General features: G+C 69.4%; 17 protein-coding genes and 1 pseudogene. 7 read left to right on the top strand and 11 right to left on the bottom strand.

What is annotated here, in order from left to right; genetic code table 11:
• Positions 1-72 precede the first annotated feature (72 nt).
• The gene (locus GPY60_RS21825; protein WP_156689792.1) at positions 73-1,290 is read right to left on the bottom strand and encodes a class I SAM-dependent methyltransferase; all 1,218 of its coding nucleotides are present in this window, start codon (positions 1,288-1,290) and stop codon (positions 73-75) included.
• A 96-nt stretch (positions 1,291-1,386) separates the two neighbouring features.
• Positions 1,387-2,592, bottom strand: a pseudogene (locus GPY60_RS21820) (class I SAM-dependent methyltransferase); the annotation flags it as partial.
• 135 nt (positions 2,593-2,727) lie between these two features.
• On the opposite strand from GPY60_RS21820, the gene GPY60_RS21815 reads away from it, so the two are divergent.
• A complete protein-coding gene (locus tag GPY60_RS21815) occupies positions 2,728-3,561 on the top strand; it encodes an SDR family NAD(P)-dependent oxidoreductase (protein ID WP_156689780.1) in 834 nt (277 codons plus the stop codon).
• Between the two features lie 160 nt (positions 3,562-3,721).
• Here the strand turns inward: GPY60_RS21815 and GPY60_RS21810 are convergent, their stop codons facing one another.
• From GPY60_RS21810 to GPY60_RS21795, 3 genes are all read right to left on the bottom strand, one after another.
• Positions 3,722-4,528 carry a glycine betaine ABC transporter substrate-binding protein gene (locus tag GPY60_RS21810; RefSeq protein ID WP_156689791.1) on the bottom strand — a complete coding sequence of 269 codons (807 nt, stop codon included), beginning with the start codon at positions 4,526-4,528 and terminating at the stop codon, positions 3,722-3,724.
• Between the two features lie 161 nt (positions 4,529-4,689).
• Complete coding sequence (locus GPY60_RS21800) at positions 4,690-5,856, bottom strand: NAD(P)-dependent malic enzyme (RefSeq protein WP_231639771.1); 1,167 nt, start codon at positions 5,854-5,856, stop codon at positions 4,690-4,692.
• A 101-nt stretch (positions 5,857-5,957) separates the two neighbouring features.
• Complete coding sequence (locus GPY60_RS21795) at positions 5,958-6,947, bottom strand: malate dehydrogenase (RefSeq protein ID WP_156689779.1); 990 nt, start codon at positions 6,945-6,947, stop codon at positions 5,958-5,960.
• A gap of 176 nt (positions 6,948-7,123) precedes the next feature.
• On the opposite strand from GPY60_RS21795, the gene corA reads away from it, so the two are divergent.
• On the top strand, positions 7,124-8,230 hold the full coding sequence (corA, locus tag GPY60_RS21790; RefSeq protein WP_156689789.1) for a magnesium/cobalt transporter CorA: 1,107 nt from the start codon (positions 7,124-7,126) through the stop codon (positions 8,228-8,230).
• 138 nt (positions 8,231-8,368) lie between these two features.
• Positions 8,369-9,262, top strand: coding sequence for a hypothetical protein (locus GPY60_RS21785; protein ID WP_156689788.1), 894 nt, complete (start codon positions 8,369-8,371; stop codon positions 9,260-9,262).
• 84 nt (positions 9,263-9,346) lie between these two features.
• On the opposite strand, the gene GPY60_RS21780 is transcribed toward GPY60_RS21785, so the two are convergent.
• From GPY60_RS21780 to GPY60_RS21755, 6 genes are read right to left on the bottom strand one after another with little or no spacing between them, the layout of a single operon-like run.
• Entirely contained in the window at positions 9,347-9,928 is a 582-nt protein-coding gene (locus tag GPY60_RS21780; protein WP_156689778.1) for a suppressor of fused domain protein, read from the bottom strand.
• On the bottom strand, positions 9,925-11,097 hold the full coding sequence (locus GPY60_RS21775) for an ABC transporter ATP-binding protein (RefSeq protein ID WP_156689777.1): 1,173 nt from the start codon (positions 11,095-11,097) through the stop codon (positions 9,925-9,927). The genes GPY60_RS21780 and GPY60_RS21775 overlap by 4 nt, the downstream gene beginning before the upstream one ends.
• Before the next feature lie 4 nt (positions 11,098-11,101).
• Positions 11,102-11,926 (bottom strand): carbohydrate ABC transporter permease, encoded by an 825-nt coding sequence (locus tag GPY60_RS21770; protein ID WP_156689776.1) that lies wholly within the window; start codon positions 11,924-11,926, stop codon positions 11,102-11,104.
• Complete coding sequence (locus tag GPY60_RS21765; protein WP_156689787.1) at positions 11,916-12,785, bottom strand: carbohydrate ABC transporter permease; 870 nt, start codon at positions 12,783-12,785, stop codon at positions 11,916-11,918. The genes GPY60_RS21770 and GPY60_RS21765 overlap by 11 nt, the downstream gene beginning before the upstream one ends.
• A gap of 8 nt (positions 12,786-12,793) precedes the next feature.
• The gene (locus GPY60_RS21760) at positions 12,794-14,188 is read right to left on the bottom strand and encodes an extracellular solute-binding protein (RefSeq protein ID WP_156689775.1); all 1,395 of its coding nucleotides are present in this window, start codon (positions 14,186-14,188) and stop codon (positions 12,794-12,796) included.
• Positions 14,189-14,213: 25 nt separating this feature from the next.
• On the bottom strand, positions 14,214-14,735 hold the full coding sequence (locus GPY60_RS21755; protein ID WP_156689774.1) for a general stress protein: 522 nt from the start codon (positions 14,733-14,735) through the stop codon (positions 14,214-14,216).
• Positions 14,736-14,871: 136 nt separating this feature from the next.
• On the opposite strand from GPY60_RS21755, the gene GPY60_RS21750 reads away from it, so the two are divergent.
• From GPY60_RS21750 to GPY60_RS21735, 4 genes are all read left to right on the top strand, one after another.
• Complete coding sequence (locus GPY60_RS21750; protein WP_156689773.1) at positions 14,872-15,420, top strand: DUF4190 domain-containing protein; 549 nt, start codon at positions 14,872-14,874, stop codon at positions 15,418-15,420.
• Between the two features lie 50 nt (positions 15,421-15,470).
• Entirely contained in the window at positions 15,471-16,769 is a 1,299-nt protein-coding gene (locus tag GPY60_RS21745; RefSeq protein ID WP_156689772.1) for a magnesium transporter MgtE N-terminal domain-containing protein, read from the top strand.
• Complete coding sequence (locus GPY60_RS21740) at positions 16,766-17,308, top strand: DUF1003 domain-containing protein (RefSeq protein ID WP_156689771.1); 543 nt, start codon at positions 16,766-16,768, stop codon at positions 17,306-17,308. The genes GPY60_RS21745 and GPY60_RS21740 overlap by 4 nt, the downstream gene beginning before the upstream one ends.
• Positions 17,309-17,418: 110 nt before the next feature.
• The coding region (locus GPY60_RS21735; RefSeq protein ID WP_156689770.1) for a lytic transglycosylase domain-containing protein at positions 17,419-18,623 on the top strand (1,205 nt) is incomplete at its 3' end.

Raw genomic sequence — 18,623 nt, 5'->3', positions numbered from 1 at the left:
GCCATCCGCGAGCGTGCGTGTTTGTACGACGACACGCCGCGTTGACCGGCATTCTGCGCACGCTCGCGAGCGTTACGCCTCCGCCCGGCCCATCGAAACGAAGTCCAGCCGCCACAGCGACTGGAACAGCTTGCGGCCGAACTGTTCCAGGTCCGAGGCCCCGGCGCGGCGCGGCTCCGTCTGCGCCACGGCCCCGGCGATCTCACGGATGGTGCGCCGACCGTCGACGTGCTGCACGAACGGTAGCTGCGCCGCGTTGAGGGTCATGCTCCAGTCCGGCCGGAAGATCTCCGAGCCGTTCAGCCCGCAGCGGAAGCGCATCGTCGGCACGTAGTCGAGGGACGCGTCGGTCGAAAAGTCAACGGCGTAAGACTCTTTCGGCCGGTCCGTGCGGGATGCCAGGAAGAAGTGGCAGCCGTTCAGGGTCTGGATGCGCTCCATCACCGACCAGAGCTTCTGCTCCGGCAACTCGTTCACCACACGGTAGAAGTCGTTCGCCGGCGCGAACGTGTCGTGCGGGTAGTACGGCGCGTTGAAGAGCCAGCCCTGGAACTCCAGGCCGGACGAGACCACGAGGTCGATGCAGTCATCGACGGTGTAGCTGCGCTGGCGGCCGTGCAGGAAAGTGTCCACGAGGGCCGCGTCGGACGTCTGCAGGTCCCGCGCCACCTTGATGTAGCTCTGTACGGCGTGATCCGGCGACAGCACCGCGATCGTGTCCTTGACGACCTGGACCGATGCGTCATCCTGGCCGAGGCCGAGGTCGAGGAACACCGATTCCAGCAGTTCGACGCCGATGCGGCCGTATTTCGCGTACAGCATCACGGCCAGCGCGCCGTCGCGCCGCAGGCAGCCGCCGAGCGCCCGCATGCCGGCCGAAGGGTCGGCCAGGTGGTGCAGCACGCCGGTGGAGACGATCAAGTCGAAGTCCAGCCCCAGGCTCGACACCTCTTCGATCGGCAGCAGATGCAGTTCCAGGTTCCACAACCCGTGCTTGTCCTTGAGGTACTGCTGGTGGTCCAGTGACGGCTGGCTGATGTCGATCGCGACCACCCGTGCGGCCGGATTGTTGTAGGCGAACACCGCCGCTTGGTTCGTCCCGCAGCCCGCGATCAGCATGTCGAGGTCCGGTTTGTACTGCCGGTCCGGCCAGAGCACGCGGTGCGCGTGGACGGGGTCGAACCACTCCCAGTTCCCGTCCAGCCACGCCTCGAGGTCGGTGATGGGGTGCGGATACCGCCACCGCTCGTACTGGCGGGTGACGACGTCGGCGCGGGGGTCGTCGCTCATGTCCGTGGTGCTCCTTCTACTGCCGCCTGAGAATCGCCTGACTGTACCGCCGGGTACACCTCGCGGATATGGCACTAAGTCACATCGTCGACGCTTCAGGGCCATTGCGACGAAATCCAGGCGCCACAGCGATTGGAACAGTTTGCGGCCGAATTCCTCCACGGCGGCCTCGCCGCCACGCCGCGACTCCGCCCGCGACGCCCGCGCCGCGATCTCGCGGATCGTGCGCCGGCCGTCGACCTCCCGCACGAACGACAATTGGGCCGCGTTCAGCGCCATGCCGCCACCGGGCTTGACGAGTTCGGTCCCCGACAGCCCGCACAGGTGGCGCAGCACCGGAACGTAGTCGAGGCAGTCGGCCGACGAGAAATCAATGGTGTAGCTGGATTTCGGCCGCTCCGGGCGGCACGCCATGAAGAAGTGGCAGGCGCCGAAGATGTGCAGGCGCTCCATCACCGACCACAGCGTGCGTTCCGGCAGGGCGTGGAACGCGTCGTAGGCCGCCGTTCCCGGAGTGAACCAATCGTGCGGGTAATAGGGCGAATTGACGAGCCAGCCCTGGAACTCCAGGCCCGCCGCGGTGACCAGTTCGATGCAGGCGTCGACGTCGTAGCTGCGGTCGCGGCCGTGCAGGAACGTGTCGACCACCGCACCGTCGTAGCGCAATTCGGCTCCGTCGATCTTGAGGTAACTCTGCACCGGGTGGTCGGCCGTCAACACCGACATCGCGTCTTTGACGACGTCGACCGACACCTGGTCCTGGCCGAGCCCGGCGTCACGGAATACCGACTGCAGCATCTCGACGCCCACCCGCCCGTACTTCGCATACAGCGTCAGGCCGATCGCGCCGTCACGCCGCAGGCACGCGCCCAGGGCTTTCATTCCCGCCAGCGGCTCGGCCATGTGATGCAGGACGCCCGTCGACACGATGAGGTCGAAATCGAGCCCCAGCGTGGGCAGTTCCTCGATCGGCAGCAGGTGCAGTTCCAGGTTCCACAGGCCGTGCTTGTCCCTCAGGTAGCGCTGGTGCTCGAGGGAGGGCCCACTGATGTCGACGCCGACCACCTTCGACTTGGGATTGCGGTGGGCGAACACCGCCGCCTGGTTGGTGCCGCAGCCCGCGATCAGGATGTCGAGGTCGGGCTTGTACTCGCGGTCGGGCCACAGGCTGAGGTGGAAGCGGGACGGGTCGAACCAGTGCCAGATGCCGCCGGGCATGGCGTCGAGGTCCTCGATCGGCTGAGGGTAGCGCCACCGCTCGTACTGGCGGGACACCACGTCGGCGCGCGGGTCGTCGTTCACGGTGGCGCGGGCTCCTTTGCGCGGACGGCTTTCCTGCACGGGAGGATAGGGGCTTGGCCTGCGCCGTGGGCCAGGATCACCTCGATTGGGACCCACCGGCTAGCCTCGACTGCAAGCCGAAGGGGGAGGGTGTCGATGCAGGGATTCGCCGGCAAGGTCGCGGTGGTCACCGGTGCGGGGTCGGGCATCGGCCAGGCGCTGGCCATCGAGTTGGGCCGCTCGGGCGCGAAGGTGGCGATCAGCGACGTCAACACCGAGGGGCTCGCGGAGACCGAGGAGCGGCTGACCGCGATCGGGGCCCCCGTCAAGGCCGACCGCCTCGATGTCACCGAACGCGAGGCCTTCCTGCTCTACGCCGACGCGGTCGCCGACCACTTCGGCAAGGTCAATCAGATCTACAACAACGCCGGCATCGCCTTCACCGGGGACGTCGAGGTCAGCCAGTTCAAGGACATCGAGCGGGTGATGGACGTCGACTTCTGGGGCGTCGTCAACGGCACGAAGGCGTTCCTGCCGCACCTGATCGCCTCGGGGGACGGCCACGTCATCAACGTCTCGAGTGTGTTCGGCCTGTTCTCGGCGCCCGGGCAGGCGGCGTACAACGCGGCGAAGTTCGCGGTGCGCGGCTTCACGGAGGCGCTGCGGCAGGAGATGGCGCTGGCGCACCACCCGGTCGCCGTGACAACAGTGCACCCGGGCGGTATCAAGACCGCGATCGCTCGCAACGCCACCGCCGCCGACGGGCTCGATCCCGAGCAACTGGCCAAGCTTTTCGACAAGCGGCTCGCCAGGACCACCCCCGAGAAGGCCGCGAAGGTGATCCTGGACGCGGTCCGCAAGAAACGGGCGCGCGTGCTGGTCGGCACGGACGCCAAGGTCCTCGACGTCATGGTGCGGTTGGCGGGCCCCTACTACCAGCAGCTCTTCGGCTCGGTGACGAGCCGGATGATGGCACCCCCGAAAGGCTGACGCCGTAACTGGCCGTCACCGCGGCCGAGCCTGCTTCGACGGCGCCGAGCCTGAGTCCACGGCGCCGAGCCTGCGTCCAGCGCGGCATTTTCCGCCGACCGCGTGCCTCTCCGCAGGCTCGATGCCACCACCGCAGGCTCGACGCCCGGGTTCGAGTCCCTCAGCGCCCCAACGGGTGCTCGGCCAGCCATCCGCCGGCCACCGCCTGCGGATCGGTGCCCCCGGCCACCTGGCGGCGCATGTCGGCCAGTGCCGCGGTGTCCAGCACGCCGGCCACTTCGTTGATGGCCAGCAACTGGCGGTCGGCCAGGGCGTTGCGCCGGTAGAGCGGGACGACGTTCTCGGCCTGGATCAGCGCGGGTGTGCCGTCGGCCAGCGCGACCAGGTCGACGGGGATGCCCGGGTCGGCGGTGGTCGCCCAGGCCGCGGTCACCTGTCCGTTGCGCAGCGCCGCGAAAAGCGCGTCGGCCGAAGGGAATTCGCCCGACGGCGCCAGCCGGCAGGTTCCCACGGCAGGTGGCGCGGCGAACCCTGGTGTGGCGCCGGTGCGCAGCCCGTCGCAGTGCTTGGGCAGCTCGCTGAGGTCCTGGCCGCCCCACGCCGCCGTGGTCGACCCGGTCACCAGCAGCACCGGTTTGTCCTCGGCCGCGGTGGCGTAGTCGCCGGCCTGGACGCCCTCGGGCAGCGCCGCGATCATCGCCCGGTACACCGCGGTATCGGACAGCGCCGACGCCCCCGGTTGCAGGCGCCGCAGCGTCCGTCCGGTGAACGCCGGGACGACGGTGAACTCACCGGAGTCGAGTTTGGCCATCGGGTCGGCGGCCGTCGCGGGCCGCGCCGCGAAACCGTACGAGCGCAGGGCCGCGACGTAGACGGCGCCCAACAGCGTCGACTCGGGGTCAGCGCCGGAGCCGACCACCACCTCCGGCCGGCCGGCCGGGCCGTGCGAAGCACACGCGGCCAGCATGGCCGCGACGAGCACCGCCGTCAGGCCGCGGTGATCGCGAGCGCGGCGGAGCCGGGCGACGCGGGTCACCGCCGTCAGGCCGCGGTGATCGCGAGCGCGGCGGAGCCGGGCGACGCGGGTCACCGCCGTCAGGCCGCGCGTCACCGCCTTGGTGCCCGTCCTCACCCTTCGGCGGCCAGGGCCACCGCTTTGGCCACCGCTTCGCCGACGCGCAGGTCAAGCGGGCTGGGGACGATGCGATCGGGTGCGAGGTCGTCGCTGACGACGCAGAAGATCGCCTCGGCGGCGGCCACCATCATCCGCTGGGTGATCCGGCGCGCCCCGGCGTCCAGCGCGCCGCGGAACACCCCGGGGAAAGCCAGCACGTTGTTGATCTGGTTGCTGTAGTCGCTGCGGCCGGTGGCCACCACCGCCGCGTACTTGGCGGCCACGCGGGGGTCGATCTCGGGGTCGGGATTGGACAGCGCGAATACGATCCCGCCGGGCGCCATGGTGGCGACCAACTCCTCGGGCACCGCACCCGCCGACACCCCCAGGAACACGTCGGCGCCGTCGATGGCCTCGGCCAGGCCGCCGGCCAGACCGGTCGGGTTCGTCCGCAGCGCCAGATCGCGCTTGACGGCGTTCATGTCGTCGCGGCCGGAGTGCAGGATGCCCCGCGAGTCCAGCACGGTGATCTCCGAAACCCCCATCGCGAGAAGCAGGTTGGTGCACGCGACACCCGCCGCGCCGGCGCCCGAGACCGCCACCCGCAGCGACGTCATGTCCCGGCCCAGCAGCTTGGCGGCGCCCATCAGGGCGGCCAGCACGACGATGGCCGTGCCGTGCTGGTCGTCGTGCATCACGGGACAGTCCAGCGCCTCGATGAGCCGGCGTTCGATCTCGAAGCAGCGCGGCGCGGAGATATCCTCCAGGTTGACGGCGCCGAACGTCGGCCGCAGGCGCACCAGCGTCTCGACGATCTCGTCGGGGTCCTTGGTGTCGAGCACGAGCGGGATGGAGTCCAGCCCGCCGAACGTCTTGAACAGCGCGCTCTTGCCCTCCATCACGGGCAGCGCCGCCGCGGGCCCGATATCGCCGAGGCCGAGCACCGCGCTGCCGTCGCTGACGACCGCGACGAGCCGGTTGGACCACGTGTAGCGGGCGGCCAACGCCCCGTCGGCGGCGATCGCGCGGCTGACCTGCGCCACGCCGGGCGTATAGGCGATCGACAGCGCGCGCTGCGTGTCCAGCGGGGAATTCAGCCCGATCGAGAGCTTGCCGCCTACGTGAGCCTGGAAGATCTCGTCGTCACCGATGAGGACCTGAGGCTGCGCGATGTCTGGCACCGCATCAGGGTACTGACTACCGATCGGTAGGCCCAATCCGCCGCCGGGGCCCGCGACACATGCACCATGCCCGCGCCGCGGCGAAGCCAAGGACCAATCCGCTAGATGAGCCCCAGCTCGGTCACCGCTTTGCGCTCGTCGGCCAGCTCCGCGGTGGACGCGTCGATCTTGCCGCGGGAGAACTCGTCGATCTCCAGCCCCTGCACGATGGACCAGTTGCCGTCCTTGGTGGTCACCGGGAACGAGGAGATGAGGCCCTCCGGCACGCCGTAGGAGCCGTCGGAGACGACCGCCATCGACACCCAGTCGCCCTCCGGGCTGCCGAGCAGCCAGTCGCGGGCGGCGTCGATGGTCGCCGACGCCGCCGACGCGGCCGACGACGCACCGCGCGCCTCGATGATCGCCGCGCCGCGCTTGGCGACGGTCGGGATGAAGTCGTTCTCGATCCAGTTCTGGTCGCCGACGGTCTCGGCGGCGTTCTTGCCGCCGACCTCGGCGTGGAACAGGTCGGGGTACTGCGTCGCGGAGTGGTTGCCCCAGATCGTCATCTTCTTGATGTCGGTGACCGCGGCGCCGGTCTTCTTCGCCAGCTGGGAGATCGCCCGATTGTGGTCGAGGCGGGTCAGCGCGGTGAACCGCTCCTTGGGGATGTCGGGGGCGTTGCTCATCGCGATCAGGGCGTTGGTGTTGGCCGGGTTGCCGGTCACGCCGATGCGGACGTCCGCGCCGGCCACCGAGTTCAGCGCCTTGCCCTGCGCGGTGAAGATCGCGCCGTTGGCCTCCAGCAGGTCACCGCGCTCCATGCCCTTCGTGCGCGGGCGGGCGCCGACGAGCAGGGCCAGGTTGACGCCGTCGAAGATCTTGTTCGGGTCGGCGCCGATCTGGACGCCGGCGAGCAGCGGGAAGGCGCAGTCGTCGAGTTCCATCACCACGCCCTCGAGCGCCTTGAGGGCCGGCTCGATCTCGAGCAGCTGCAGCTCGATCGGGCGATCGGGGCCCAGCAGCGCGCCGCTCGCCAGGCGGAACAACAGGCTGTAGCCGATCTGGCCGGCGGCGCCGGTGACGGCGACCTTGACAGGACTTGCGCTCACGTCGAAATGCTCCTTATTGGAGGGTGCAGATTGGGGTGTCGGGTCGAAACTAGCGCACCGGCCGACGCGGGGAATCTCCGGTCCTCCGGCAGCGGCGCTTCGGTACTGCCGTGTTTTCGCAGGACGCGTAGCATTGAGCACCGCTCAGAGGACATTCGCGGCGATCGGAGGTGGTGGTGTTTCCGGGGCCCGACGCGTTGCCCGAGGTGCTGCGACCGCTCATGCGTGAAACGCACGAGCACAAGCCGCACGCGCCCGCCGCCCAGCCTCCCGCCAATGCGCTGGTCGACTGCGCCGTCTATGCCGAAGGCCACCGGCTGCCCGGCAAGTTCACCTACGCCGCCGCGGTCGCCAAGGTGCGCGAGATCGAACTGCTCGGCCACGAGGCGTTCGTGTGGGTGGGTCTGCGCGAGCCGGACGCGGCACACATGCAGGAGGTTGCGGACGTCTTCGGGCTGCACCCGCTGGCGGTGGAGGACGCCGTCTGCGCCCATCAGCGGCCCAAGCTGGAGCGCTACGACGACACGGTGTTCCTCGTCCTCAAGACCGTCAGTTACGTTCCGCACGAGTCGGTGCGGGTGGCCCGCCAGATCGTGGAGACCGGCGAGATCATGGTCTTCGTCGGCAGCGATTTCGTGGTGACCGTGCGTCACGGCGAACACGGCAAGCTCTCATCGGTGCGCAGCCGCCTGGACGCCGACCCCGAGCAGATGCGCCTCGGGCCGTACGCGGTGATGCACGCCATCGCCGACGACGTGGTCGACAACTACCTGACGGTGAGCCATCTGGTCGAAGCCGACATCGACAGCATCGAGGAAGTGGCGTTCGCCCCGGGCCGCAAGATCGACGTCGAACCGATCTACCTGATAAAGCGCGAGGTCGTCGAACTGCGCCGCTGCGTCGCCCCGCTGGCGGCCGCATTCCATCGCATCCAGGTGGAGAACAAAGACCTGATCTCCAAGGAGGTACGGCGCTACCTCCGCGACGTGGCCGATCACCACAGCGAGGCCGCCGACCACATCGCCGGCTACGACGACATGCTGAATTCGTTGGTGCAGGCAGCATTGGCACGGGTCGGCATGCAGCAGAACAGCGATATGCGCAAGATCTCGGCCTGGGCCGGCATCGTGGCGGTGCCCACCATGATCGCCGGCATCTACGGCATGAACTTCGAGTTCATGCCGGAGCTGAAGTGGCACTGGAGCTATCCGGTGGTGATCGCCGTCATGTCCATGGTCTGCCTCTTCCTCTACTTCACGTTCCGCCGCAACGACTGGCTGTAGCGTTTCTTCGGCGAGCAGACGCAAAAGCACACAGATCACCGGCGTGTCGCGTGCTTTTGCGTCTGCTCGCCAAGGGACAGCATCGACGTTTTCCACATCCGGGCGGTTGCTGGCTACCCGGAGCGCGTGACCCCGTGCATGTTTACCGACGTGGACGTCCAGAGTGTGCTCCTGGCCGGCGGAGGCCTGGCGACGAGGTCACAACTGCTGACCGTAGTCACGCGCGCGAAATTGGCCGGACTTGTCAAGTCCGGCGGCCTCATCCGGGTTTGCCACGGCGTGTACGCGGCGGGTGAGCCCGACATGTCGGCACGGCTCGCCGCGGTGGAATTAATGGCCGATCGGCGAATCGTCGCCTGCATGAGTACGGCGGCAGCCCTGTACGGCTTCGACACCGAACGCCGACCCAGCCTGCACGTTCTCGACCCCGGAATCCGGTTGCGTCCATCGCTGGGGCTCTTGGTGCATCAGCGAGTCGGTGCGCCGCTGCGCCTGGTGAATGGGCACCTGGCGACGGCACCGGCCTGGACCGCGGTGGAAGTGGCTCGTGCGCTGCGGCGTCCGCGGGCCTTGGCGACGCTTGACGCCGCGCTTCACGTCGGCGCATGCACCAAGGCCGAATTGCTCGAAGCGATCCGGGAGCAGGGGGGCCGTCGCGGGATCGTTCAAGTCAGAGAATTGGTCCAGTACGCCGACGGCCGCGCCGAATCCCCCATGGAGAGCGAGGCGAGATTGGTTTTCATCGACGGCGGACTTCCTATGCCGGAGCTTCAATACTGCGTCCGCGACCGCCAAGGAAGGCTCTGGCGCGTTGACTTCGCGTGGCCGGATGCGATGGTCATCGCCGAATACGACAGCGTCGAATGGCATGTGGGCCGCGACGCTCTGCTACACGACCGCCTGAAGACCTCTCGGCTGCAGGAATGCGGTTGGACGTGTATCCCTATGACGGTCGACGACATCCGACGTGATCAGCGTGACCTCATCGCACGTATCGAAGGACACATGGTCCGACATCGCCTCACCGGATAAACGCGGCCCAACCGTCGCGAGCAGACGCAAAAGCACACAAGCCCTCGGCGTGTCGCGTGCTTTTGCGTCTGCTCGGCAGACAAGTCAGCGTGGCTGCCCGGCGGGCCGTTTCGGATCGAGCACGTCGACCCCGTCGTCATACCAGGCCTGCCGCATCGCGGCGGCGCCCTTCAGCCGAACCCACGCCGCCTCGGTGGGCGTGATCGGCGTCGCGGACAGGAACTCCACCGGCGCGCGGGGCGACTCGAGCGGCAGATCCGCAATGTCGCTGCGGCCCAACAGAACCGCCGTGAACGGCGCCCCCGCCCACAGCGGCGAGCCGAGGTCGATCAACGCGTCGGGAACCAGCACCACGCCCTCGACGGCCGGGGTCGCGGCGATGAGCGCCACGCTGCGGCCCAGACCCCGGGTCGGGCCGGCGTCGCGCTGCGACAACACCACCTCGGCGCGCGGTCCGCGCAGCGGGTCGGCGACCTGCGCAGTGGGATCGACCATCGGGTGACGCGAGCACCCCAACGACACGTAATGCGCCAATCCCCCTGTGCCGGAGGCGAAGCGCAGGACCTCGATCGCCTCGACGCCCAGAAAGGTCACCTTCGCGGAGTCCGGCTCGACGTCGAAGTGGGCGCGCACGTGCGCGCGCACGGCATCCAGGATCGGGGTCATGCGAGCGGGATCGTCAGGTTGACGCCGGTGTCCGCGTCGAAGACGGACACCTTGGCGGTGTCGAACGCCAACTCGATCGACTGTCCTACGGCCGCGCGCGATTCGGCGGGAACCCTTGCCACGAACCGGTTCTCGTGCACCTCCTCACCCTGGGCCTCCAGCTCGTCGAGCTGGGCCGAGTGCACGGCCGGCCCGGCGGTGGTGAAGTACACGTACTTGTCGGCGCCCAAAGACTCCACCAGATCGACCTTCACCTCGAAAGTCAGCGCCCTGATTCGCTGATACCCGTCGATCAGCGCGGCGTCGGCCAGGCGCTCGGGGCGCACCCCCACGATGACGTTCGACGGCTTGGGATGCTGGGCGATCACGTCACTCACCTCGGGAGCCAGCGTCACCTCGCCGAACGGCAGCCGCAGCCCGACGGGCGTCAGCGCGGCGGGGAAGAAGTTCATGGCCGGTGAGCCGATGAACCCCGCGACGAACAGGTTCGCGGGCCGCTCGTAGAGCTCGTCGGGGGTGCCGATCTGCTGCGCCACGCCGCCGTGCATCACCACTACTCTGTCGCCGAGCGTCATCGCCTCGGTCTGGTCGTGGGTGACGTAGACGGTGGTGGTGCCCAGCCTCTTCTGCAGCCGGGCGATCTCGCCGCGCATCTGCACCCGCAGCTTGGCGTCGAGGTTCGACAGCGGCTCGTCCATCAGGAAGGCCTTGGGATGGCGCACGATCGCGCGGCCCATCGCCACCCGCTGCCGCTGGCCGCCCGAGAGCTGCGACGGCTTGCGGTCCAGAAGTTCCGTCAGGTCAAGGGTTTTCGCCGTCTCCTCGACCTTGCGGGCGATCTCCGCCTTCTTCATCTTCGCCAGCGTCAGCGGGAACGCGATGTTCTGCCGGACGGTCATGTGCGGATACAGGGCGTACGACTGGAACACCATCGCGATGTCTCGGTCCTTGGGCGCCTTCTCGTTCATCCGCTCGCCGTCGATGCGCAGTTCGCCCGACGAGATGTCCTCGAGCCCCGCGATCATGTTCAGCGTCGTGGTCTTGCCGCAGCCCGAAGGGCCGACCAGGATGACGAATTCGCCGTCGGCGATGGTCAGGTTGAGATCCTTGACCGCCGTCGCGCCGTCCGGGTAACTCTTGCTCACGTGAGCCAACACGATCTCGGCCATCGAGCTATCCCTTCACCGCACCGGAGGTGAGCCCGGCGACAATCCGTCGTTGAAAGATCAGCACAAAGATTACGATCGGCACCGTGATCACGATCGCCCCCGCCGCGATCGAGCCGGTCGGTTCCTCGAACTGCGAAGTGCCACCGAAGTTCACGATCGCGACCGGCGCGGTCATCGCGGCGTCGGTCGCGGTCAGCGACAACGCGAGCAGCAGATCGTTCCACGCGAAGATGAACACCAGGATCGCCGCGGTCACCAGGCCGGGCGCCGCCAACGGAACGATCACCTTGCGGAACGCCTGGCCCGGCGTGGCCCCGTCCATCTTGGCGGCCTTCTCCAGATCCCAGGGGATGTCCCGGAAGAACGCCGACAGCGTGTAGATGGCCAGCGGCAGCGCGAACGTGATGTAGGGCAGGATCAGGCCCGGCCACGTGTCGAACAACCCCACGAAGCGCTCGATGTTGAACAGCGGGGTCACCAGCGAGATCGCCGGGAACATGGTGATCATCAGGGTGGCGCCGACGAGCAGCCGCTTGCCCGGAAAGTCAAGCCGGGCAATCGCATACGCCGCCATCGCGCCCAGCACCACCGCGATGCCGGTGGTCAGCAGGCCGATCCCGATGGAATTGATCAGCGCCGAGCTGAAGAAGTCGCCGCGGAAGATTCCCCGGTAGTTGTCCAGCGTCACCGACGACGGGATCAGCCTGCCGTCCTTGACCGTCGACGTCGGCTTGAGCGAAAGGCTGAGTATCCACAACACCGGAAGCAGCGCGTACACCACCACAAGCGCATCCACAATGGCCCATCCGGCCGCACGCCTAGCGCCCACCGGCGTCACCCCCCGGCGCCGCCGCACCGAACACCTTGATGAAGACGAGCGCGATCGCCCCCACGCAGACGAAGATCAGCACGCTGATCGCCGAGCCCAGGCCCACGTTGAAACCCTTGAACAGGTTGTCGTAGCCCAGGATCGACACCGATTCGGTGTTGTTGGCGCCGTTGGTCAGCACGTAGATGTTGTCGAAGATCCGGAACGCGTCCAGGGTCCGGAACAGCAGCGCGACCACCACCGCGGGCTTGATGATGGGCAGCGTGACCCGGGTCAGCCTGCGCCACGCGCCGGCGCCGTCCACCTCGGCGGCCCGCAGCAGGTCCTGCGGCACCACGGCCAGCCCGGCCAGCAGCAGCAGCGACATGAACGGCGTGGTCTTCCACACCTCGGCGAGCACGACGATGCCCAGCGATGGGATCTGTTGTGTCATTGGGGCGCTCCCGTGCGGCAGCAGGTTGGCCAGGTAGCCGGTGCCCGGTGTCCAGGCGTAGTACCAGCTGTACGAGGCGACCACCGTGACGATGCCGTACGGGATGAGGACGGCGGTGCGCACCAGTCCCCTGCCGACCAGCGTGCGGTGCATCACCAGCGCCAGCGCCAGGCCGAGCACGAACTCGACGGACACCGAGACGACCGTGATTCCCAGCGTCACGGCCAGCGCGGTCCACCAGTACCGGTCGGTCAGGATGGTGAGGTAGTTGCCCAGGCCGACGAACGCTGTGTCGTCGGGCGTGGCAAGGTTGTTGCGCTGCAGGCTGAGCCAGACGGCGTAGCCGATCGGGTAGGCCGTCACCGCAAGCATCAGCGTCGCCGCCGGGGCCACGAGGAGCAGCGCCAGCCGCCGCTCCCCCGGCATCGGCCGGCTCACGGCAGCAGGCCCTTGCCGTCGATCGCTTTCTGCACCTGCCTGGCGAGTTCGTCGGCCGTCCGCTCCGGGTCGATCCCCGTGATCGGGTTGAGCGTCGACGCGATGCGGATCGCCACCGCCTGGTACACCGGCGTTGCCGGGCGCACCGCGGCGTCGGTGAGCTGGCGGCGGATCACCGTGTACATCGGGTAGGTGGCCTGGAACTGCGGGTCGTCGTACAGCGAGGCCCGGACCGTCGGCAGGCCGCCCTCGATGGAGATGTACTTCTCATGCTCGGCGCTGCGGAGGCAGCGCACCGCCTCGAACGCCTCGGCGCGGTGTCGCGTGGTGCTGGCGACCGCGAGGTTCAGCCCGCCGATCGTCACCCTTGCCGGCCGGCCGGGCGCCACGCCCGGGTAGGGGGCGAAGCCGAACACCTTCTGGCTGGCCGCATACGCGATGCGGCGCTGCTCGGGGGTGGGCGCGAACGTGCCGAGATCGTTGATGCTGCCGGCCAATTCGGGATCCCGGTTGAGCGGCAGGAACGGCACGCCGCCCTTGACCGCGTTCTCCAGCATCGAGGCCAGCACGAACGGCCAGTTCACTTCCAGGGCCGCCCGGCCCTGTTCGACAGCCAGCCGGGCGGTGCCCTCGTCGGTGCGGGTGATGGACGGGTCGGCGCCCGGGGCGGTGGCCACCGTCCGCAGGATCCGCAGGGCGGCGACGGTCGCGGCCCGGTGCGCGGGCGTGTCGGTGAGCGTGACGGTCCGGCCGTCGTCGGAGAGCACCTGACCGCCCGCGCTCACCAGCAGCGTGTTGAACCACACCACCAGGCCCTCGCCCTCGTTGGCCTGCACCGCGATCCAGCCGGGGCCGCCCTCGGCATGCAACCGGGTGGCGTCGGCGACCACGCCGTCCCACGTCTGCGGCGGCTGGGCCACGAGATCTGGCCGGTACCAGAGCAATTGGGTGTTGGTGGTCAGCGGCGAACCATAGAGCCGGTGCTGCCAGCGCGCCGTCGCCAGCGGACCCGGCAGCGTATCGGCGGCGGCGTCGCCCTCCGCCTGCCCCGCCGGATCGTCGGAAAGCGGCAGCGCCCAGCCCGCCTCGGCGAATTCGGCGGTCCACACCACGTCCAGCGCCATGAGGTCCAGGGTGCGGTCGCGGCTGGTCAACCGTCGGGCCAGTTGCAGGCGCTGCTCGGCCGGTGCGCGACCGAGGCTGATGTGCCGGATGACGAACCGGCCGCCCAACTCCCGGGTGCATTCCTGGGCGACCGCGGTGAACGTCGCCTCATCCGTGGCCGGGGTGTAGAAGCTGATCACCGGCGTGGCGCTCGGAGCGCCACAGGCCGAGACGGTGATCATCGCCGCCAGCGCGATCGCACCGCTGTGGCGCACGCGCCGACCCATTACCGGTGCAGCCTCTCGCGTCCCGTCAAATCGCCAGGCGTGCCAGCAGATCCCGCGCCTTCTCCGCGTTCTGCGGATCGCAGAGCACGTCGTAGCGGCCCGCCACCAACTGCATGGTCGAGCTGAAATCCCTTGTGCCACGCGCCATCGCGTACGGAACCGCGGAGGTGATCAGGCCGAAGAACACCCCGGCGACCAGACCGGTGGCCAGCGCCCCCCACGGATTGGGGCTGAAGAAGCCGAGCACCAGGCCGATGAACAGACCCAGCCACGCCCCGCTGAGGATTCCGCCGCCGATGACCTTCGCCCACGTCAGGCGCCCGGTGACCCTCTCGACCTGCATCAGGTCTACCCCGACGATGGTCACCTGCTGCACCGGGAAGTCCTGGTCGGACAGGTAGTCGACCGGGCGCTGCGCCTCGGCGTAGGTGGGATACGACCCGACCGGCCACCCCTTGGGGGGCGTGGGCAACCCGGGCGCCGGGCGACGGGCCGCGCCGGAGGGCGTCGCGCCCGGCACCTGCCCAGGCTGGAAAGGACTAGTCATTGCAGCTCATTCTCCTACGCCGAGGACATCCTCTCATCTCGGGGCCACGCAATCGAGAAATCTTCCCCGCTGCGGGCGGCGCGCGGTCCGGTTTCGCCGGGCCGCCGGCGCCGGCGCATGCGTTAGGTTGAACCCCATGACGGCTCCCGGCGGTGACCACGACGAGGCCCACCCGCTTCCCGGCGGCGGCCAGGGCGCCGAGCCCCCGCACTGGGCCCTACCCGGGGCGCCGCCGCCGTCGGCGGCCGACTATCCCCCGCCGGCCTACCAGCCTCCCGCTTACGGTTACCAGCCCGGGTATCCGCCACCGCCGCCCGGCTACGAGCAGCCGCCGCCCTACGCGCAGCCTGGCTACGAGCAGCCGCCCCCCTACGCGCCGCCCGGCTACGGGCCGCCGCCACCCTATCCGGGCGGTTACTACCCTGCCCCCGACTACGCGGGCGGATACGGAGCTCAAGCGACGGGCACGAACGGCCTGGCCATCGCCTCGCTGATCTCCTCGTTCGCGGGCGTGTTCTGCTGCATCGGCTCGATCGCGGCCATCGTCATGGGCGCGATCGCGCTCGACCAGGTCAAGCGCAACCGGCAGGAGGGCTACGGCCTGGCCGTCGCCGGCATCGTCATCGGCATCGCGACGCTGGTGGTGAACCTCGTCGTCGTCATGTTCGCGATGAGGTCCCATTAGCGACCGCCGCCCGTCTGTCCTTCGGCCGGCGCCCCAATAGGCTCTTCCCCATGGCATCGGTCAACAGGGTGTACGTCGCCCGGCTCTCCCGGATGCAGGTGCTGGGCCCGTTCGGCGAATCCTTTGGTCGCGTCCGCGACGTGGTGATCAGCATCAGCATCGTGCGTCAGCAGCCGCGCGTACTGGGTCTGGTCGTCGACCTGGCTACCCGCCGCAGCATCTTCATTCCGATCCTTCGGGTCGCGGCGATCGAGCCCGACGCCGTCACGCTCAACACCGGCAACGTGTCGCTGCGGCGTTTCGAGCAGCGCCCGGGCGAGGTGCTGGCCATCGGTCAGGTGCTCGACACCCAGGTCAAGGTCAGCGATCCCGACCTGCCGGAGCTCGCGGGGCTCGACGTCGCGATCACGGACCTGGGCATCGAGCAGACCCGCACGCGCGACTGGCTGGTGACCCGCGTCGCCGTGCGCGTTCCCCGGCGGCTCGGGCGGCGCGGCCCCGTCCACGTCGTGGACTGGCAGAACGTCCAGGGCCTGACCCCGTCGGCGCTCGCCATGCCGGATCAGGGCGTCGCCCAGCTACTGGGCCAGTTCGAGGGCCGCAAGGCGGTCGACGTGGCCGACGCCATCCGCGGGCTGCCGCCCAAGCGCCGGTACGAGGTGTTCAGGGCGCTCAACGACGACCGGCTGGCCGACATCCTGCAGGAGCTGCCGGAGCTCGACCAGGCCGAGGTGCTCTCCCAGCTGGGCACCGAACGGTCGGCCGACGTGCTCGAGGAGATGGATCCCGACGACGCCGCCGACCTCCTCGGCGTGCTGAACCCGACCGACGCCGAGATGCTGCTGACCCGGATGGATCCCGACGACTCCGAGCCGGTGCGCCGCCTCTTGACGCACTCGCCGGACACGGCGGGCGGCCTGATGACCTCCAATCCCGTTGTCCTGACGCCCGACACGTCGGTCGCCGAGGCGCTCGCGCGGGTCCGTGACCCCGACCTCACCGCCGCGCTGGCCTCGATGGTGTTCGTCGCGCGCCCGCCGACCGCGACCCCCACGGGGCGCTACCTGGGCTGCGTCCCGCTGCAGCGGCTGCTGCGCGAGGCGCCGGCCGAACTGGTCGGCGGGATCGTCGACAGCGACCTGCTCACCCTCGCGCCGGAGACCCCACTGGGGGCGGTCACCCGCTACCTGGCCGCCTACAACCTGGTGTGCGGCCCGGTGGTCGACGACCAGAAGCACCTGCTGGGCGCGGTCACCGTCGACGACCTGCTCGACCACCTGCTCCCGCACGACTGGCGCGTCGACGCCCAGCGGCTCGACACGGTCGGGCGGCTGGGAGGGTTGGCGTGAGCAAGTCGGCGGCGCCGCGCCGCCTCTACACGCCGCGGACATCGCGGAACTTCGGGCCGCGTGTTGACCCGGAGGCGGTCGGCCAGATCACCGAGTCCATCGCCCGGTTCTTCGGCACGGGCCGCTACCTGCTGATTCAGTCGGTGATCGTGCTGGGGTGGATCGCGGTCAACGTCTTCGCCGTGACGCTGCGCTGGGACCCCTATCCGTTCATCCTGCTCAACCTGGCCTTCTCCACCCAGGCCGCCTACGCGGCGCCGTTGATCCTGCTGGCGCAGAACCGTCAGGAGAACCGCGACCGGGTGGCGCTCGAGGAGGACCGGCGCCGGGCCGCGCAAACAAAAGCCGACACCGAGTACCTGGCCCGGGAGCTCGCCGCGCTGCGGCTGGCCGTGGGCGAGGTGGTGACGCGCGAATACCTGCGCGACGAGCTGGAAGAGCTGCGGGAATTGCTGGCCGGGCTGCGGCCCGAAGACCCCGACGGGGAGCCCGCTCGCGGCGGTGGCGGGGCGGATCGGGCGGCTAAGAATTCGGGCTGAAAGCAACCCTGACCATTGCGCCACTCCCGTCACAAGAGTTATGTATTGTGATCTGGTTCACGGCTACGAAGAGGTAACTTTTCGACTACCTCACCATTAAGGACGGTCGAGTGCGCATTGGGGGACGCTGGGGTCCGCGTCGAGCCGCGACAGAGCGGCAGCAAGCACCCCGCGCAAAGAGGACGCCGGCGTTCGGCATCGCGATCATCACTCTCCTGATATTTGCCGGTGGGGTCGGCGCGGGTGCTCCCGCGCTGCCCGGCAAACCGCCGCCGGTGCGCGCCGCCGTCGCCCCGGCCGCCGCGGTCTCGCCCACCCTCCCCGACCTCTCCGGACCCGCGGTCGTCTCCGTCGAACATTCCCCGAACGCCTTCCACGTCGCCGAACCGGCGCTTTCCGCGCCGCCGCCGCCGATGATCGTCAACGCGCCCGGCGCGCTCGGCATCCCGAGCATCGCCCTGGCCGCCTATCGCAACGCCGAACAGAAGATGGCCGCCGCCGCCCCCGGCTGCGGCGTCAGCTGGAACCTGCTGGCCGGAATCGGGCGCATCGAGTCGGGCCACGCCGGGAACGGCGCGGTCGACGCGCGCGGCACCGCGGTGGTCCCGATCTACGGCCCCACGCTCGACGGCACGCTGCCCGGCAACGAGGTGGTCCTGCAGAGCAGCGTCGGCAACCGTCCCACCTACGCCCGCGCGATGGGCCCCATGCAGTTCCTGCCGGGCACCTGGGCGCGTTACGCGGTCGACGGCAAGGGCGACGGCACCGCCGACCCGCAGAACCTCTTCGACGCGACGCTCGCGGCCGCCCGCTACCTGTGCAGCGGCGGGCTGAACCTGCGTGACCCGAACCAGGTGATGGCCGCGATCCTGCGCTACAACAACTCGATGTCGTACGCGCAGAACGTGCTCGGCTGGGCAGCCGCCTACGCCACCGGCGTCGTCCCCGTCGACCTGCCGCCGATCACCGGGCCGCCGCCCCCGATCGCCGACGCGCACCTCGAGCACGCCGAGGGTCTGGGCCCGAACCTGCCGATGAACGTCAACGGCCTGCCGACCGACGACCCGCTGGCGCGGATTCCGCTGATCGACCTGAGCACGCCGGGCCTGCCGAGCCAGCCGCCGATGTTCCCCTGGATGACGCCGACCGCCCCGCAGCAGTCGCAGACCCAGCTGCCCGGCTGCACCGTCATCTGCATCGGCCCGCAGAACGCGGCGCCCGGTGCGCCGGCGTTCGGCGCTCCCCCCGCGCCCCCGTTCGGTGCGCCGGCGGCGCCGCCGCCCCCGTTCGGCGCACCGAACGGGGGCGCGGGGGG

The sequence above is a fragment of the Mycobacterium sp. Marseille-P9652 genome (assembly GCF_902652685.1).
Lineage (GTDB): Bacteria > Actinomycetota > Actinomycetes > Mycobacteriales > Mycobacteriaceae > Mycobacterium.
This window is presented reverse-complemented; position numbering and strand designations above follow the sequence as displayed.

Bases quoted from the DNA above. Each gene is read 5' to 3' on its own strand.
- GPY60_RS21750 (WP_156689773.1), top strand. From the start codon at position 14,872: ATGACGGCTCCCGGCGGTGACCACGACGAGGCCCACCCGCTTCCCGGC.
- GPY60_RS21780 (WP_156689778.1), bottom strand. From the start codon at position 9,928: ATGACCCCGATCCTGGATGCCGTGCGCGCGCACGTGCGCGCCCACTTC.
- GPY60_RS21825 (WP_156689792.1), bottom strand. From the start codon at position 1,290: ATGAGCGACGACCCCCGCGCCGACGTCGTCACCCGCCAGTACGAGCGG.
- GPY60_RS21755 (WP_156689774.1), bottom strand. From the start codon at position 14,735: ATGACTAGTCCTTTCCAGCCTGGGCAGGTGCCGGGCGCGACGCCCTCC.
- GPY60_RS21765 (WP_156689787.1), bottom strand. From the start codon at position 12,785: ATGCCGGGGGAGCGGCGGCTGGCGCTGCTCCTCGTGGCCCCGGCGGCG.
- GPY60_RS21810 (WP_156689791.1), bottom strand. From the start codon at position 4,528: ATGCTGGCCGCGTGTGCTTCGCACGGCCCGGCCGGCCGGCCGGAGGTG.
- GPY60_RS21745 (WP_156689772.1), top strand. From the start codon at position 15,471: ATGGCATCGGTCAACAGGGTGTACGTCGCCCGGCTCTCCCGGATGCAG.
- GPY60_RS21785 (WP_156689788.1), top strand. From the start codon at position 8,369: ATGTTTACCGACGTGGACGTCCAGAGTGTGCTCCTGGCCGGCGGAGGC.
- GPY60_RS21815 (WP_156689780.1), top strand. From the start codon at position 2,728: ATGCAGGGATTCGCCGGCAAGGTCGCGGTGGTCACCGGTGCGGGGTCG.
- GPY60_RS21775 (WP_156689777.1), bottom strand. From the start codon at position 11,097: ATGGCCGAGATCGTGTTGGCTCACGTGAGCAAGAGTTACCCGGACGGC.
- GPY60_RS21760 (WP_156689775.1), bottom strand. From the start codon at position 14,188: ATGGGTCGGCGCGTGCGCCACAGCGGTGCGATCGCGCTGGCGGCGATG.